The sequence below is a fragment of the Microbacterium sp. I2 genome (genome assembly GCF_051364985.1).
Taxonomy (GTDB): domain Bacteria; phylum Actinomycetota; class Actinomycetes; order Actinomycetales; family Microbacteriaceae; genus Microbacterium.
In genome coordinates, this window is sequence record NZ_JBLWIH010000019.1 from 271,901 (window position 1) to 288,107 (window position 16,207).

General features: G+C 69.7%; 11 protein-coding genes. 7 read left to right on the top strand and 4 right to left on the bottom strand.

Translation table 11 applies throughout. The features are described from left to right. The first annotated feature begins 55 nt into the window (after positions 1–55). Both ACLKM7_RS14895 and ACLKM7_RS14900 read left to right on the top strand, forming a co-directional pair. Positions 56–1,114: a TIGR00730 family Rossman fold protein gene (locus tag ACLKM7_RS14895; RefSeq protein ID WP_436447938.1), complete on the top strand. Its 1,059-nt coding sequence runs from the start codon at positions 56–58 to the stop codon at positions 1,112–1,114. 217 nt (positions 1,115–1,331) lie between these two features. After that, positions 1,332–3,362: a PhoX family protein gene (locus tag ACLKM7_RS14900; RefSeq protein ID WP_436448054.1), complete on the top strand. Its 2,031-nt coding sequence runs from the start codon at positions 1,332–1,334 to the stop codon at positions 3,360–3,362. A 61-nt stretch (positions 3,363–3,423) separates the two neighbouring features. Here ACLKM7_RS14900 and ACLKM7_RS14905 read toward each other — a convergent pair whose 3' ends face one another. From ACLKM7_RS14905 to ACLKM7_RS14915, 3 genes are all read right to left on the bottom strand, one after another. Further along, a complete protein-coding gene (locus tag ACLKM7_RS14905; protein WP_436447939.1) occupies positions 3,424–4,230 on the bottom strand; it encodes a DUF1206 domain-containing protein in 807 nt (268 codons plus the stop codon). 48 nt (positions 4,231–4,278) lie between these two features. After that, complete coding sequence (locus tag ACLKM7_RS14910; protein WP_436447940.1) at positions 4,279–5,781, bottom strand: alanine/glycine:cation symporter family protein; 1,503 nt, start codon at positions 5,779–5,781, stop codon at positions 4,279–4,281. A gap of 109 nt (positions 5,782–5,890) precedes the next feature. Beyond that, the gene (locus ACLKM7_RS14915) at positions 5,891–8,425 is read right to left on the bottom strand and encodes a LamG-like jellyroll fold domain-containing protein (RefSeq protein WP_436447941.1); all 2,535 of its coding nucleotides are present in this window, start codon (positions 8,423–8,425) and stop codon (positions 5,891–5,893) included. Positions 8,426–8,614: 189 nt separating this feature from the next. Between ACLKM7_RS14915 and ACLKM7_RS14920 the strand changes: the two genes are divergently transcribed. The 5 genes from ACLKM7_RS14920 to rbfA all read left to right on the top strand — a co-directional run bounded on the left by ACLKM7_RS14920 (position 8,615) and on the right by rbfA (position 15,277). Beyond that, a complete protein-coding gene (locus ACLKM7_RS14920; protein WP_436447942.1) occupies positions 8,615–10,504 on the top strand; it encodes a lipase family protein in 1,890 nt (629 codons plus the stop codon). A 116-nt stretch (positions 10,505–10,620) separates the two neighbouring features. After that, on the top strand, positions 10,621–11,607 hold the full coding sequence (nusA, locus tag ACLKM7_RS14925; protein WP_436447943.1) for a transcription termination factor NusA: 987 nt from the start codon (positions 10,621–10,623) through the stop codon (positions 11,605–11,607). 47 nt (positions 11,608–11,654) lie between these two features. Continuing rightward, the gene (locus tag ACLKM7_RS14930) at positions 11,655–11,909 is read left to right on the top strand and encodes a YlxR family protein (protein ID WP_436447944.1); all 255 of its coding nucleotides are present in this window, start codon (positions 11,655–11,657) and stop codon (positions 11,907–11,909) included. Positions 11,910–12,000: 91 nt separating this feature from the next. Further along, entirely contained in the window at positions 12,001–14,769 is a 2,769-nt protein-coding gene (gene infB / locus ACLKM7_RS14935) for a translation initiation factor IF-2 (protein WP_436447945.1), read from the top strand. A 70-nt stretch (positions 14,770–14,839) separates the two neighbouring features. Continuing rightward, positions 14,840–15,277: a 30S ribosome-binding factor RbfA gene (gene rbfA / locus ACLKM7_RS14940; protein ID WP_436447946.1), complete on the top strand. Its 438-nt coding sequence runs from the start codon at positions 14,840–14,842 to the stop codon at positions 15,275–15,277. A 42-nt stretch (positions 15,278–15,319) separates the two neighbouring features. On the opposite strand, the gene ACLKM7_RS14945 is transcribed toward rbfA, so the two are convergent. Continuing rightward, on the bottom strand, positions 15,320–16,186 hold the full coding sequence (locus tag ACLKM7_RS14945; RefSeq protein ID WP_436447947.1) for an A/G-specific adenine glycosylase: 867 nt from the start codon (positions 16,184–16,186) through the stop codon (positions 15,320–15,322). Between the last annotated feature and the right edge of the window lie 21 nt (positions 16,187–16,207).

Here is a 16,207-nt window from a genome sequence, read left to right on the forward strand (position 1 = left end):
TCCGCCGGGGCGGGATTCGGGCCCGAACGGCTCGTCGGCGTGCGACGCTGGAGGCATGCACGACGACGCCGCTGTGACACCCGAGGTGACCGACGACCTGCGCCGGGTGATCGCGGACGCCGGGATCACCGAGAACGTCGACCTGGTCGCCCGCATCCTCGTGACCGGCGTGGGGCTCGGGCTGGACAAGGCGAACCGGCTCGATCTGAAGATCACCACCGCCGCACTCACCGAGATGCGCGCCGCGTTCCGCCTGTTCGCGCCGTACGAGGACGTGCCCAAGGTCACGATCTTCGGCTCGGCGCGCACGCTGCCGGATCACCACGTGTACCGTGCCGCCGCCGAGGTGGCGCGCGCGCTCGCCGAGAGCGGGTGGATGGTGGTCACGGGCGCCGGGCCCGGCATCATGCAGGCGGCGGCCGAAGGCGCGGGACCGGATCGCTCGCTGGGCGTGTCGATCCGGCTGCCTTTCGAAGAGAAGCCCAACGCCGTCATCGCCGCCAACGCGCGCAACGTCGCGATGAAGTACTTCTTCACGCGCAAGCTGATGCTGGTGAAGGAGTCGCATGGCTTCGTGTGCGTCCCCGGCGGTTTCGGGACGCTGGACGAGCTGTTCGAGCTGCTCACGCTGCAGCAGACCGGTAAGGCGGAGCCCACTCCCATCGTGCTGCTGGACGAGCCCGGAGGCACATTCTGGCGCGGACTGCAGCGCTTCGTCGACGAGCAGCTGGTGGCGGGCCGTGTGATCTCGCCCGGTGACTTCGACCGGGTCCTGATCACGGACTCGGTGGATGCAGCGGCCCGTGAGATCACGGACTTCTGGCGCAACTACGACTCGCTGCGCTGGGTGGGGGACCGTCTGGTGCTGCGCCTGCGCGCAGAGCCGACCGACGCCGAGGTCGAGAGTCTCAACGATCGCTTCGGCGCCCACCTCATGACCGGGCGCATCGAGCGCCGCGGACCCCTGCGCCGTGAGCTCGAAGACGACGACCGCGTCGAGCTGCCGCGGCTGGTGCTGCGCCTGAATCAGGTGCGCGTGGGGGAGTTGCACCGCCTGATCCGCGCGATCAACGACCTCGACTCAGCACCCAAGGGGCCCGCGCGCGCCGCGTGACGCGGCATCCGTCTCCGCCTTCGGCGCCCTGGCGCTCCCGCAGGCGACACATGAGCGCGCTCTCATCGGCTGGTCTCGTGCTGTTCACCCGTGGTTCGCGAGCGCGTTCGCGGCCGCGAGGATGCTGACGGCCATCCGAACGTCAGGGAGGGCGTCCAACGTGAGCATCGTCGAGAATCCCCGCACATCGCTGCCGAGCCCGCGCACGTCGCTGCCCATGGCAGACCACGTCCGCGGCAAGCGCTCCGCGGTCACATGCCAGTACAAGTGCGCCAACGCGTGCCTCGGTCCCGAGTGCAACACGTCGTCCAACGCGCATTTCCGCGATGTCGCCTCGGCTGCCCTGTCGCGCCGCGCCCTGCTCGGCCTCGGTGCCGCCGGTGCCGTCGCGATCGCCGTCGGCGCCTTCCGCACCTCGGCGCCGACCTCGGCGCCCGCCGCGGCCGGCGTGACCGGCCCCGGTTCGGCGCTCGCACGACCCGGCACCGCGGGGCTGGCCTTCGAGCCGATCGCGCCCGTCGCGCGCACGGTGGACGCCTTCACAGTGCCCGCCGGCTACACGTGGAGCCCGCTGATCCGCTGGGGCGACCCGCTGTTCTCGAGCGCGCCGGCCTTCGACATCCTGGCGCAGACGCCCGAGGCGCAGGCGCTGCAGTTCGGCTACAACTGCGACTACCTCGACATCCTCGCCGATCCCAACGGCAAGCGGGGCGTCCTGGTCACGAACCACGAGTACGTGAACCCGGGCATCATGTTCCCGGCCACGAGCGACCCGGCCGAACTGCGTCGTCGCGGTGACATCTACAAGGCCGCACAGGGCCTGTCGGTGGTCGAGCTGGAGCGCCGGCGCACGGGGAAGCCCTGGGGCCACGTCGTCGACGGCCGACGCAACCGTCGCATCACGGTCGAGACCGTCTTCGAGCTGACCGGACCCGCCGCCGGCACCGACCTCGTGAAGACCGCTGACGACCCCGAGGGGCGCTGGGTGCGCGGAACGCTCGGCAACTGCGCGGGCGGCACCACCCCGTGGGGCACGATCCTCTCCGGCGAGGAGAACTTCAACGGCTACTTCGCGTGGGCGGCCGACACACCGGGTCAGAAGCGGTACCAGTCGTCCCCGTCGACGTCGACCTCGACGGGCTGGGAGACGTACGACCCCCGCTTCAACGCCCACGACCCCGCCTTCGTGAACGAGCCGAACCGCTTCGGCTACATCGTCGAGATCGATCCGGACGACCCCACGTCGACGCCGCGCAAGCACACCGCGATGGGCCGCATGAAGCACGAGGGTGCGAACGTCATCGTGGGTCACGACAAGCGCGTCGTGGCGTACATGGGCGACGACGAGCGCAACGACTACCTGTACAAGTTCGTCTCGAAGCACAAGATCTCGGGATCGCGCAAGAAGAACATGCGCCTGCTCGCCGAGGGCGACCTGTACGTGGCGAAGTTCACCGGCGACTCGCCGGCATCGGAGATCACGGGCACCGGCGCGCTTCCGTCGGACGGCCAGTTCGACGGAAGCGGCCAGTGGATCCCGCTGACGCAGAACGGCGTGTCAGTCGTGCCCGGGTTCACGACCGAGCAGGTGCTCGTCTTCACGCGGCTGGCGGCGGATGCCGTCGGCGCGACCAAGATGGACCGCCCCGAGGACGTCGAGCCCAACCCGAAGACCGGCAAGGTGTACGTCGCGCTGACCAACAACACGCAGCGCGGCACCGCCTCGCCGCTGGACGAGGCGAACCCGGTGACCGGCAACCGCTACGGGCACGTGATCGAACTCACCGAGACCGCGGGGCAGTCGGGCACGACCTTCGGCTGGAGCATCCTGTTGCTGTGCGGTGACCCCGCCACGAACGCGAACACGTACTTCGCCGGCTTCCCGTCGGAGCTCGTCTCGCCCATCTCGTGTCCCGACAACGTCGCGTTCGACTCCCAAGGCAACCTCTGGATCTCGACCGACGGTGCGCCGAGCACCATCGGCTACAACGACGCGCTGTACAAGGTGCCCCTCGAGGGCCCCGAGCGCGGCCACGTGCAGCAGTTCCTCGCCGTCCCGCGTGACGCGGAGACCTGCGGGCCTGTGATCCACGACCGCGAAGGCCTGGTCTTCGTCGCGGTGCAGCATCCGGGTGAGGAAGGAACCTTCGACGCGCCGACGTCGCTGTTCCCCGACTACGGATCGACGGCACCCGGAGCGGTGCCGAACGCGCCGCGCCCGTCGGTCGTGCAGGTCCACCGGGCCTGATCGGCCCGTCACACTCGCGGCGCCTGCGATCCTCCGGGGTCGCAGGCGCCGCAGTGGTTTCTCAGAGGCGCCGGAAGCGGGCGGACAGCACGAGGAACACTCCGTACGCGATCAGACCGACACCGATCGCCGCGCACACGGCCGGCCCGTAAGAGAGCGTCGTCAGCCCGTCGAGCGCGGCGTCGAGACCACCCGTGTCGTCCGCCTCGGTCTTCACGGATGCGACGACGAGCAGGACGCCGACGGTGACGAGCGCGACGCCTTTTGCGACGTAGCCCGCGACGGCGAGAGCGGTGACGGCGGTGCCGGCGCGCCCCTCGGGAAGTGCGAACCCCTCGAGGAACTTGCGACGGATGCCGATGATCCCGAACACGATGCCGCTCACGCCGATGCCCGCGCCGATCAGCCCGAGCACCCACGGGCCGCCCGGCACATCGAGAAGCCCGCGACTGGCGTCTTGAACGCTCTCGTCCGGATCGGGACGCGCGCCGATCGCGACAGCAGCCGCGATCGCGGCGAGGGCGAGGAAGACTGCGGCCTTGCCCCATTCGGTGACGCGTGCCCCCCACTTGCGCGGACGGCTGCCGCGCGGCACCAGGACGCCTTCCAGGATCTCCCACAATCCGAGGGCTGCCAGCGCGATCGCGGCGACCCACAGGACGACGAAGCCCAACGGCGCGCCGGCGATCGCGCGGAACGCGCCGGGCTGATCGGTCTCGCCGTCTCCTCCGAAGGCGACCACGACGGTGAAGACGCCGATCAGGATGTGCACGAGTCCGTCCGCGACGTAGCCACCGCGGGCGAGAGCCTCGAAGATCGTGCTTGCCTCGGCGCGGCGCGCCGCCGATCTCACCTCCGCGCGTGCCATGGGGTCAGCCTAGAGAGCGCGCGCAGGCACGCAGGAAGGACTTGCTTCTCAGCGCTCGCCGTGCAGGTGGTCGCGATGCTTCTCGCTCTGCCGTCGCTTGGTGGGCAGGTCGATCGGTCCGGTGACCGAGAGCTCGTCCTCCCACACGGCGATGCCCTCGAGATCCGGCATCCGATCTCGCGTGAAGACCGGGTCGCGCCCCTCGCGTCGTTGCTGCGTGTAGTCCTTGAGCAGCCGGAACGCGATGCCCGACAGCAGCGCGATCGCGATCAGGTTCGTGAGCGCCATGAGGCCCATCACGCCGTCCGCGAAGCTCCACACCAGGTCGGCGCCGACCACGGAGCCGGCAAGCACCGCGAGAACCACCAGGGTCCGGTAGCCGGCGAGGACTCCGCGATGCGGAGTGATGAACTCGATGTTGGACTCGCCGTAGTAGTAGTTGCCGAGGATGGACGAGAACGCCAGCAGGAAGATGATGACGCTGAGCGCGATGTTCGACCATTCGCCGAGCGTTCCGACCAGGGCGCCCTGGGTCAGCCCGATGCCTCGCGTCGCGGTGCTCAGGTCGGGGACGGACACGAGGATGATGAACGCCGTGATCGAGCACACCAGGAACGTGTCGAAGTAGACGCCCAGCGTCTGAACGAGCCCCTGCTTGACCGGGTGCGTGACCGCAGCGCTGGCTCCCGCGTTCGGGGCGGACCCGAGACCGGCCTCGTTCGAGAACATGCCGCGTCGCACGCCGGTCAGGACGATGTAGCCGAAAGCGGCTCCGACGACCTCGTTGAAGCCCCACGCCTGCGTGAAGATCTCGGCGAACACGGCCGGCAGCCGGTCGATGTGCAGGCCGACGACGATGAGGCCCAGCAGGAGGTAGGCCAACGCCATGAGCGGTACGAGCATCTGCGTCACCGAGGCGATGCGCCGCACGCCGCCGAAGACGACGAGCGCTGTGAGGAGCGCCACTGCGACACCGATCACCCACGGCAGCCACGCCGCCGACTCGGCACCCATGCTGGCGGTGACGGTCGCGGTGATCGTGTTGGCCTGCAGCGAGCTGAAGGCGAACGGGAAGCACACGATGAGGATCACTGCGAAGAGGATGCCCATCCATCGCGCTTTCAGGCCGCGCTCCATGTAGTACGCCGGCCCGCCGCGGAAGCCGTCGCTGTCACGCACCTTGAACAGCTGCGCCAGCGAGGACTCGATGAAGCTCGAGGCCCCGCCGACGAACGCCATGAGCCACATCCAGAAGACCGCCCCCGGACCGCCGAGTGCGATCGCCGTGCCGACGCCGGCGATGTTGCCGACACCCACGCGCGACGCGGCTGAGATCGTGAAGGCCTGGAACGCCGACACCGACTGGGGCGCGCCGTCGGCATCGCGCGGGGTCTTGTCGGTGAGGGTGCGGAACATCTCCGGGATCAGGCGGAACTGCACCACACCCGACCGCACGGTGAAGTAGATGCCCAACACCACGACGACCGGCAGGACGATCCACGTCCAGAGGTTGTCGCCCCACGTCACGAGCCATTCGTTCACAGCGTCCATCCGGCCAGTATGTCGGCGCCACCGTGTGGGCGGTAGCGGGCAGGCCGTTGAGGGGCGGGCGAGGGTGAGCGGGCCGGGGCCGCGATCCGAACGGCCCCGGCCGGAGGACTCAGCCGGCAGGGTAGGCCGCGAGCTTGGTCATCGTGACCGTCTCGCCCTCGACGACGCCGGTGGCGGCGACGCTCGCCGTGCCGGCGGGGACGGACGTCAGCCGCGAGTTGATCGACACGTTCGCGGACTTGCCCGGCGCCACCGCGAGGAAGGTCTTCGCGCCGTACGGGGTCTCGATGACGATGTCGACGGGGGCGGACTCGTTGTTCGTCGCGGCGACCGACACGTACTGCTTGCCCGCCAGAGTGCGGGTGGAAGCCGCGACTGCCACGGCGAGACGCTCGACCTCGAACTCGATGGCGACGGGCGTGCCGGCACGAGAGCCCAGGGCCTGAACGAGTTCGAACGAGTTCGCACCGCGCACGACACCGTCGGTGATCTCGAGCTGCCACGTCCCGTCTTCGGCCACGACGGTCGTGGCGTGCCCGGGAGCGGTGCGTACCTCGGCGCCGGGGAGGCCGGTGCCGGCGAAGATCACCGGCACGTCCGGTCCGATGGTGCCCTCGGGTGCCTGCGCGACGGTGAAACCGCTCAGATCGGCGCGCTGGGTCAGCCACTCGTCGGGCGTCGTCGGGCGGTCGATGATCCGCGTCTCGCCTACGCATCCGTGCCATCCGTTGCGGGCAGCGTTGTCGACCCAGTCGGCTCCGATGATCCACGGCATGTCCGCCATGCCCGCCTGGCCGGCGACGTTGTTCGCGTTGCGCAGGACAGGAGCCCCGTCGACGTACATCGTCGTGGTGCCGGCGGCCGCGTCGTTGACGATGGCCACATGTGACCACGTGTCCACCATGATCTCGCCCGACCAGTTCACCCGGTCACCCTGCGCGGCATCGGCGGGAAGGCTCGTGAACTGGAACTCGCGGAGGTTCGAGATGCCGAGAGCGGTCGGCGAGGCCGTCCAGTCCCACTGCGTGCGCGGGGCGCCCATCAGGGAGCGGTTGCCCGTGCGGGTGATGACCTTCGACCAACCGTTGGCCGCGGCATCCCAGTCGGCATCCATCTTGATGAAGGTCTCGATGGTGTAGCCCTGGGTGAGATCGGCGTTGTTGATTGCGGCGTCGGCCGCCGTCGTGAGATAGCTGAAGCGTGAACCCGACGAATTGTCGAAGCAGGCTGCTGCGCCGTCGGATGAGAACCCGTGCACGTCCGTGTTCTCGATGGTGACGTCCTCCCATGTGGCGCCGACGGCAGCCGTGTCCGCCGGATCGACGCGCGTGAGGTCGTTGTCGCCGACGATGTCCTCGATCACGGTGTCGGCGTCGACGGTGCCGTCGTGGCCGTTGAAACGCCAGTGGGCGAGGGTGCCGTCAACCTGCACGAAGTCGAGTTCGTTGCCCGGCAGCTCCGTCGAGATCGGGTCTGGACCCTCGAAGCCGTCGAGGAGGATCGACCGCACAGCGTTGCTCAGCGACGGCTCGTCGGGTGTGCCCGCCGTGAATCCGGGGTGGAAGCCCTGGAAGCGCTCGCTGAAGTCGAAGTCCAATGTGAAGCGCTGGTGCGGACCGTCCAGCAGCGGCTGATCGTAGCTGGTCAGCGTCTCCTGGGGTTTGAAGGTGACCCAGGGCGAGCCCGTCTCGAGCGAGATGGTGTCGTTGGTGAGGTCGAACTCCAGCAGGCCGAGATAGCCGTTCCCGCCCTCGTATGCCATCTGATAGTCCATCAGGATCTGGTGCACCGGGTGACCGAAGTCGTTCGTCTTGACCTGGCGGGTGGCCCCGTGGAAGTGACCGTTGAGCGTCAGGAAGATCTGGTCGTTGCCCTTGATGAGCGTGTCCCACATGCGCGTGCTGTCGCCGGTCTCGACCGGCGTCGTCTGGTCGGCGGCGACGCCGAGGAGGGCATGGTTGCTCAGGATCACCGGGACGGTCGGATGAGCGTCGAGCACGCGCTGTGCCCATTCGAGAGTCGCGTCGGACGGCCGCCACGACAGGGCGAGCGACATGAACTGCTGTCCTTCGGCCTCGAAGATGTGGAACTGGCTGAGGCCGGTGGCGTCGCTGCCCATGTAGGTCGACTGCGCCGCGGCGCGGGTCGCGCCGAACCACCGGTTGAACGGCTCGTTGACGGCGTTGAGCTCGTTGTCCCATTTGCTGCTGTCCAGCACGTCGTGGTTGCCGGGAAGGATCGAATAGGGGAGGGCGGCATCCTCCAGCGTCTTCATCGCGCGGTCTGCTGCCTCCCACTCGCGCTGCGTGCCGGCGCGGTCGACGATGTCGCCCAGGTGTGCGGTGAACGGGATGCGGAGGTCGTCAGCGTGCTCGGCGATCCATCGGGTCTGGACCGCGAAGGGATCGGTGCCATATCGCGGGACGAACTGGTCGGACGAGTATCGGGAGTAGAACTGCGTGTCGGGCAGCACCGCGAGGGTGAACCGCGACGCGAGGTCATCGACGGGTGCAGGATCGGCCGCGGCAGCCGCTGCGGTTGCGGGCATGGCCGCGAACGCGCCGGCCGCAAGGCCCGCGGTAGCGAAGAAGGCGGCGCTGCGACGCGCGAGGCGACGCATCGGACGGGTTGTGGACGAGACCACGGATACTCCGTTCAAGAGGGGAGGGGAGCGCGTCTTGCCGTCGGGATCTGGCGGACGCTCGGTCTCGACATTCGTCGGGGTCGGTAACGGAGAGGTTGCGCGCAGGGCATCGGCAGGTGGACTGCCGATCAACTGAATACGTGCGCCGCGCGGACGGCGGGTGACGCCCGCATCGGCGAGCGACCTATCATGGTGCGGATGATCCGTGAGGCCCGTCACCCCCGCGGGACCGGCTGGAGCATCGCGCCGCGTCTGGTCCATGGCGCGCCGCCGGCCGCGCTGGTGATCGTGGGCGCGCTGGCGCTGCTGGTGGGCCTGCTGATCGTCACGCGACCCCTTACATCACTGTTCCTGCTGACGGTGTACGTCGGCCTCAGCGCGATCTTCACGGGCGTCGCCCGGATGCTCGGCGCTCCGGAGTCGGCCGTGTGGTCCCGCGTCGGATTCGGCGCGCTGTGGATCGCGCTCGGCCTTGCCATCCTCGTAGGACTCGGGCGCACGCTCGAACTGCTGCCGCAGCTCATCGCGGTGCTGCTTCTTCTCGGCGGGCTGGCCTCGCTGTACGACGCGTTCACTCGCGGCCGGGTCAGTCAGCGCGTGCTGGCCGCCGCGTGGGGCGGTGCCCAGCTGGTCTTCGGCATCCTCGCGTTCTCGTGGCCGGATGTGACGGTGCTCGTCGTCGCGATCGTCTTCGGTGTGCGCACGATCGTCTTCGGCGCGACGCTGGTCGTGCGCGCGGTGCGCGCCTTTGTGGCGGGCCGGCGCGACGTGCCCGCGGACGTCGGCGCGCGGTCCGATGAGGACGGGCAGCGAACGGATGCCACGACCGGGGCGGCCGACCGAGGCCGCACACGGAGCGCCTGGGCGGCGGCTGGGCGGTACGGTGTCGCGGGTCTGCTCGTGGCGCTCGCGGCCGGCGGCTGGTGGGCGAGCTCGTGGCTGTCCGAGGGCGCACCCGTCGTGGACGCCTTCTACGATCCGCCGGCGGTGGTGCCCTACGAGCACGGGCGGCTGATCCGTGTCGGGGAGTTCGCGGGGCAGGAGCCGGTGGGTGCCCACGTCCACCGCATCCTGTACACCACGCGCGATGCGGTCGGCCAGCCGGCGGTCGCGAGCGCTCTGGTGATCGTCCCGGACGAGCGGCCGCCGGGGGCCCGCCCGGTGATCGCATGGAACCACGGCACGACCGGGGTGGCGCGTGGCTGCGCACCGAGTCTGCGCGACGCCTCCGCGACGAAGTGGGCGATCCCCGCGCTCGACGATGTCATCCGGCGCGGGTGGATCGTGGTCGCGTCGGACTACTCGGGGCAGGGGGCGCCCGGCGTGTTCCCCTATCTGATCGGCAGAGGGGAGGCCCGCTCGTCGCTGGACGCGGTGCTGGCTGCTCGAGAGCTGGACGATGTGACGCTGTCGACGCGCACCGTCGCGTGGGGTCATTCGCAGGGCGGTCATGCCGCGCTGTGGATGTCGCAGATCGTCGAGGACTACTCTCCTGAGCTCGACATGCTGGGCACCGCTGTGCTCGCACCGGCGGCGGATCCGCTCGCACTGGCGGACGAGCTCACCGAAGGCGATGCCGGCGTGCTGCTGTCGATCCTCATCTCGTGGGTGCTCGTACCGTACGCCGACACGTATGGCGACGTCGACCTCTCGCGCTACATCGCGCCCGGCGCGGAGGCGATCGTGCGTGAGATGACGCAGCGCTGTCCGTCCGAGCCGGGCGTGATGGTCTCCGTCGCCGCGGCGCTCGGGGTGGCAGAGGACCGGCCGCTGTACGTCGGCGATCTCACCGCGGGGCCGCTGGGCAGGCGCCTGGCCGACAACGTGCCGGTAGGGCCGTGGGGTCACCCGCTGTTGGTCGCGTGGGGCACCGAGGACGAGGTCATTCCGCCGCGGCTGCAGCAGGAGTTCGTCGATCGCCTGTGCGCGGAGGGAGAGCAGGTGCGCCGGCTGGCGTACCGCGGATACGACCATCTGGGAACGCTGCTGCCGGGGTCGAGCTTCCTGCCGGTTCTCGTCGACTGGACCGAGGCGAGGTTCACCCGTACCGACAGTCACGTGGACGACTGCGGTCGATGAATCCTGGCGCGCCCGCCCACGCATGCTTACCGGATTCACGCAGCCGGGCATCGGGTAACGTTGTAGGGTTCCGGCGCGCGTCGACGCACCGGTGAGAGCTGAATACGGAGGCCACTGTGGACATCGATCTCGGACTGCTTCGGACGGTCGAGCGTGAGAAGGAGATCCCGTTCGACGAGCTGGTGCGCATCATCGAGCAGGCGATCCTCACCGCGTATGCCAAGCACACGTCGCCGACCGGCGAACTGCCGGAAGGCGCCCGCTCGGAGCTCGATCGCAAGACCGGCCATGTCGCCGTCTTCATCCCGGTGCTCGACGAAGAGGGTGCCGTCATCGGCGAGGAGGAGAGCACTCCCGAGGACTTCGGCCGGATCGCCGCCTTCGCGGCGAAGCAGGTCATCAGCCAGCGCCTGCGCGACATCGCCGACGACGCCGTGCTGGGAGAGTTCCGCGGCAAGGAGGGCGACATCGTCGCCGGGATCGTGCAGCAGGGTCCCAACCCACGCATGGTGCACGTCGACCTCGGCACGGTCGAGGCGATCCTGCCCCCCGAGGAGCAGGTGCCCGGCGAGGACTACGCGCACGGCGCACGCCTGCGGGTGTACGTCACGAGTGTCTCGAAGGGAGCCAAGGGTCCCGCCATCACGGTGTCACGCACGCACCCGGGGCTCGTACGCAAGCTGTTCGCGCTCGAGGTGCCCGAGATCCCGGCCGGACTCGTCGAGATCGTCTCGCTCGCCCGCGAGGCCGGCCATCGCACCAAGATCGCCGTGAAGGCCAACGACCCGTCGATCAACGCCAAGGGCGCCTGCATCGGCGAGCTCGGTCGTCGCGTGCGTGCGGTCACCGAAGAGCTCGGCGGCGAGAAGATCGACATCGTGGACTACGACCCGGAGCTGGCGAAGTTCGTCGCGAACGCGCTGTCGCCGGCGAAGGTGACGTCGAGCTTCGTGCTCGATGTCTCAAGCAAGGCGGTCCGGGCGCTCGTTCCCGACTACCAGCTCTCGCTGGCGATCGGCAAAGAGGGGCAGAACGCCCGCCTGGCCGCCAAGCTCACCGGCGCCAAGATCGACATCCAGCCCGACAGCATTCTGGAATCCTGAGGCGCACGTCGGGCGGAGGGTCAGGGGCGCAGGCCTCGGGGTGTAGAATGGAACCTGTACGAACGTGCGTCGGATGCCGTACGCGTGCTCCCCGGTCCTCCCTTCTCAGGGTGGTCGCCATCGATTCGGTCCTCATTCCCGACGGCCGCGCTTCGATGCCCGGGCGGGGCGCGTGGGTGCACGAGACCAGCGAGTGCGTGGACACCGCCATCCGGCGCCGCGCCTTCGTGCGAGCATTGCGTGTGCCGGGTCCGCTCGACACGCAGACCATCGAACAGTACGTACAGCGAACCAAAGGCTGAATGGCTATGGGAACAAAGTGAACGGCTCGAAATGAGTCCCGTCCGCGACTAACGGTCTGCCCTGTCTGGGTGGACCCCAGACAGGAGAATTGTGGCTGCCAAACCACGCGTGCACGAGATCGCCTCTGAGCTCGGTGTCGACAGCAAAGTCGCACTCGAGAAGCTGAAGGCGCTGGGCGAATACGTCAAGAGCCCCTCGTCGACCATCGAGCCCCCCGTGGCTCGCAAGCTGCGCGCCGCCCTCGAGGCGGACGGCGCAGCGAAGCCGGCTGCCGACGCCAAGCCGGCTGCCGCCGCGGCCAAGCCGGCCGCGCGTCCCGGCCCGTCCAGGCCGTCTGCACCCGCAGCCAAGCCGGCGGCACCGGCGCCCGCAGCGCCCACGCCGGCAGCGCCGGCTCCCGCGGCGGCCCCGGCCGCCGCGGCTGCTGAGGCGCCCGCTCCGGCGACGCCCGCCGAAGCCGCAGCACCGTCTGCGCCCGCAGCACCCAAGCCCGGTGGCGCAGCTCCCGGGTCGCAGGCGCCGCGTCCGGGCGGCACGCCGCGTCCGGGTAACAACCCGTTCGCTTCGTCGCAGGGCATGGGCCAGCGTCCCGCCGGCCCCCGTCCGGGGAACAACCCCTTCGCCTCGGCGCAGGGCATGGGCCAGCGGCCGAGCCCTGGCAACATCCCGCGGCCCCAGGCTCCTCGCCCGGGTGCTCCTCGCCCCGGCGCTCCGCGCCAGGGCGGCGCGGGTCGTCCCGGTGGTGGCGGTCGCCCCGGCGCTCCGTTCCAGCAGCGTCCCGGCGGTCCCGGTCGTCCCGGCGGCGCCGGCGGTGCCGGTGGCTTCCAGCGTCCCGGTGGCGGACCGCCCGCGGGCGGCTTCGCAGGTCGTCCCGGTGGCGGCGGTGGTCGCGGTCGCGGCCCCGGCGGCGGTACCGCGGGTGCCTTCGGCAAGGGCGGCGGCAAGTCCAAGCAGCGCAAGTCGCGTCGTGCGAAGCGGCAGGAATTCGAGATGCGGTCGGCGCCCGTCGTCGGCGGCGTCAACGTCTCCAAGGGCAACGGCGAGATCATCCGCCTGCGTCGCGGCGCGTCCATCGCCGACTTCGCCGACAAGCTCGAGGCGCTGCGCGGCTACACCGTGCAGCCCGGCACGCTCGTGACCATCCTGTTCAACCTGGGCGAGATGGCGACCGCGACCGAGTCGCTGGACGAGGCCACCTTCGAGGTGCTCGGCGCAGAGCTCGGCTACAAGATCCAGATGGTCTCGCCCGAGGACGAGGACAAGGAGCTCCTCGAGGGCTTCGGTCTCGACCTCGAGGCCGAGTTGGAGGCGGAGAACGAGGAAGACCTCGAGATCCGTCCTCCCGTGGTCACCGTCATGGGCCACGTCGACCACGGCAAGACGCGACTGCTCGACGCCATCCGTCAGACCAACGTGGTCGCGGGCGAGGCCGGCGGCATCACGCAGCACATCGGTGCGTACCAGGTCTGGACCGAGCACGAGGGCATCGAGCGCGCGATCACCTTCATCGACACCCCGGGTCACGAGGCGTTCACCGCCATGCGTGCCCGTGGTGCGCAGGTGACCGACCTCGCCATCCTCGTGGTCGCCGCCGACGACGGCATCATGCCCCAGACGGTGGAGGCCCTCAATCACGCGCAGGCGGCCAACGTGCCGATCGTGGTCGCGGTGAACAAGGTCGACAAGCCGGACGCCAACCCGGCCAAGGTGCGCCAGCAGCTCACCGAATACGGGCTGGTCGCCGAGGAGTACGGCGGCGACGTCATGTTCGTCGATGTCTCGGCTCGTCAGGGCACCGGCATCCAGGAGCTCCTCGATGCCGTGCTGCTGACCGCGGACGCGGGGCTCGACCTCACGGCGAACCCGAACAAGGCCGCCCGTGGTGTCGCGATCGAAGCGAAGCTCGACAAGGGTCGCGGTTCGGTCGCCACGGTGCTCATCCAGTCCGGAACGCTGCGCGTCGGCGACGCGATCGTCGCAGGCACGGCATACGGCCGTGTGCGTGCGATGGCCGACGAGAACGGCGACGCGGTCGAAGAGGCCTACCCCTCGCGGCCCGTGCAGGTGCAGGGTCTCAACTCTGTGCCGCGCGCCGGCGACACGTTCATCGTGACCGAAGAGGACCGCACCGCCCGTCAGATCGCCGAGAAGCGCGAGGCCGCCGAGCGCAACGCCCAGCTGGCCAAGGCCCGCAAGCGCATCTCGCTCGAGGACTTCACCCGTGCTCTCGAAGAGGGCAAGGTCGAGTCGCTCAACCTCATCATCAAGGGTGACGTCTCCGGTGCCGTCGAGGCGCTCGAGGAATCGCTGCTCAAGATCGAGGTCGACGATTCCGTGCAGTTGCGGATCATCCACCGCGGCGTCGGCGCGATCACCGAGTCCGACATCAACCTCGCAACGATCGACAACGCGATCGTCATCGGCTTCAACGTCCGCCCCGACACGAAGGCGCGCGAGCGCGCCTCCCGCGAGGGCGTGGACGTCCGGTTCTACTCGGTCATCTACAACGCGATCGACGACGTGGAGCAGTCGCTGAAGGGCCTGCTCAAGCCGGAGTACGAAGAGGTCCAGTCGGGTGTGGCCGAGATCCGCGAGGTGTTCCGCTCCTCCAAGTTCGGAAACATCGCCGGTGTCATCGTCCGCTCGGGCACGATCACGCGCAACGCCAAGGCGCGCGTCATCCGCGACGGCGTGGTCCTCGCCGATGGTCTGGCCATCGAGTCGCTGCGCCGCTTCAAGGACGACGTCACCGAGGTGCGCACGGACTTCGAAGCCGGTATCGGCCTCGGCAAGTTCAACGACATCCAGGTCGGCGACGAGATCGAGACCACTGAGCTGGTCGAGAAGCCGCGAGGCTGATCGCATCCGGTGAGGGGTGCCGTGGGCTCGATCGGGCCGCGGTGCCCCTCACCCGTTGAAAGGAAGTGTCATGGCAGGCGAACGTCAGGCCCGCCTCGGCGACCGCATCCGCGTGGTCCTCGCCGAGCGCCTCGAGAAGGGGCTGCGCGATCCGCGCCTCGGATTCGTGACGATCACCGATGTACGGGTGACCGGCGACCTGCAGCACGCGTCGGTGTTCTACACCGTGCTCGGTTCGGACGAGGAGCGTGAAGCGTCGGCGCAAGCGCTGAAGTCGGCGACCGGGATGCTGCGCTCCGAGCTGGGCAAGCACCTGAACGTGCGGCTCACGCCGTCGCTGGAGTTCATTCCCGACGCGCTCCCCGATACGGCGGGGCACATCGCGGACTTGCTGCGCGAGGCGCGCGAGCGGGATGAGGCCGTGGCGGGAATCGCCGCCGCAGCGTCCTACGCGGGTGAAGCCGACCCCTACGTCAAGCCGCGAGAGGCCGACGAGGACGACGCCTGATCCGTCAGCGGACGCGCCCTGGTCGTTCGGCAGTGGCGACAGTCAGCCGGGCAGACGGAGCAGTCCGTCGGATGCCTCGGCCAGCCCGTCCGCGATGAGGGAGTCGATCGCTCGGTCGCGCTGACCGGCGTCAGGCCAGTCCGGCACGACCTCGGCCAACGGCACCGCGTGCGCGGCGGCATCCCTCAGGATCTTGAGGACCGCACCGCGCGCCTGCCGGTCGCTGCCTTCGTACCGTGCCTGCCGGCGGCGCGTGTCGCCCGTGTCGGGGTACCCGGCGGCGCGCCACGCGCACTGCGCGGCGACCGGACAGGCTTCGCATCGCGGGACGCGCGCGACGCACACCGTGGCGCCGAGCTCCATGGCGGCTGCGTTCACCACGGCGGCGGAACGGATGTCGTCGGGAAGAAGGGCCTCCATCGCGGCGAGGTCGTGCCGGGACGGCGGACCGGGCTGCGATCGGCCGTCGATCGCGCGTGCGAGCACGCGCCGGGTGTTCGTGTCGACCACGGGATGCCGGTCGCCGTACGCGAACGCTGCCACAGCCCTCGCGGTGTAGTCGCCGATGCCGGTGAGCGCCAGCAGGTGGTCGACGTCTCGGGGGACGACACCGTCGTGACGATCGCGGATCTCGACGGCCGCGCGATGCAGCCAGAGCGCCCGCCGCGGGTAGCCGAGGTTCGCCCATTGCCGCACCGCCTCGGCGGGGGCGTCCGCCGCCAGCGCCGTCGGCGTGGGCCAGCGGGTGAGCCAGCGCTCGAGATGGGGGATGACGCGGTTCACCGGCGTCTGCTGCAGCATGAACTCGCTGACGAGCACTCCCCACGCACCGAAGCCGGGCCGGCGCCACGGCAGGTCACGGGCATTGTCGCGGTACCACTCCGCGAGCGGGGTCGCGAGGTCGGGCATGCCTTCGAGCCTAAGCCGGTC

What these genes read in the sequence shown, in the direction of transcription:
- ACLKM7_RS14900 (WP_436448054.1), top strand. Translation starts at nt 1,332, where the DNA reads ATGGCAGACCACGTCCGCGGCAAGCGCTCCGCGGTCACATGCCAGTAC.
- ACLKM7_RS14920 (WP_436447942.1), top strand. Translation starts at nt 8,615, where the DNA reads ATGGTGCGGATGATCCGTGAGGCCCGTCACCCCCGCGGGACCGGCTGG.
- ACLKM7_RS14910 (WP_436447940.1), bottom strand. Translation starts at nt 5,781, where the DNA reads ATGGACGCTGTGAACGAATGGCTCGTGACGTGGGGCGACAACCTCTGG.
- rbfA (WP_436447946.1), top strand. Translation starts at nt 14,840, where the DNA reads ATGGCAGGCGAACGTCAGGCCCGCCTCGGCGACCGCATCCGCGTGGTC.
- ACLKM7_RS14895 (WP_436447938.1), top strand. Translation starts at nt 56, where the DNA reads ATGCACGACGACGCCGCTGTGACACCCGAGGTGACCGACGACCTGCGC.
- ACLKM7_RS14905 (WP_436447939.1), bottom strand. Translation starts at nt 4,230, where the DNA reads ATGGCACGCGCGGAGGTGAGATCGGCGGCGCGCCGCGCCGAGGCAAGC.
- ACLKM7_RS14930 (WP_436447944.1), top strand. Translation starts at nt 11,655, where the DNA reads ATGGAACCTGTACGAACGTGCGTCGGATGCCGTACGCGTGCTCCCCGG.
- ACLKM7_RS14945 (WP_436447947.1), bottom strand. Translation starts at nt 16,186, where the DNA reads ATGCCCGACCTCGCGACCCCGCTCGCGGAGTGGTACCGCGACAATGCC.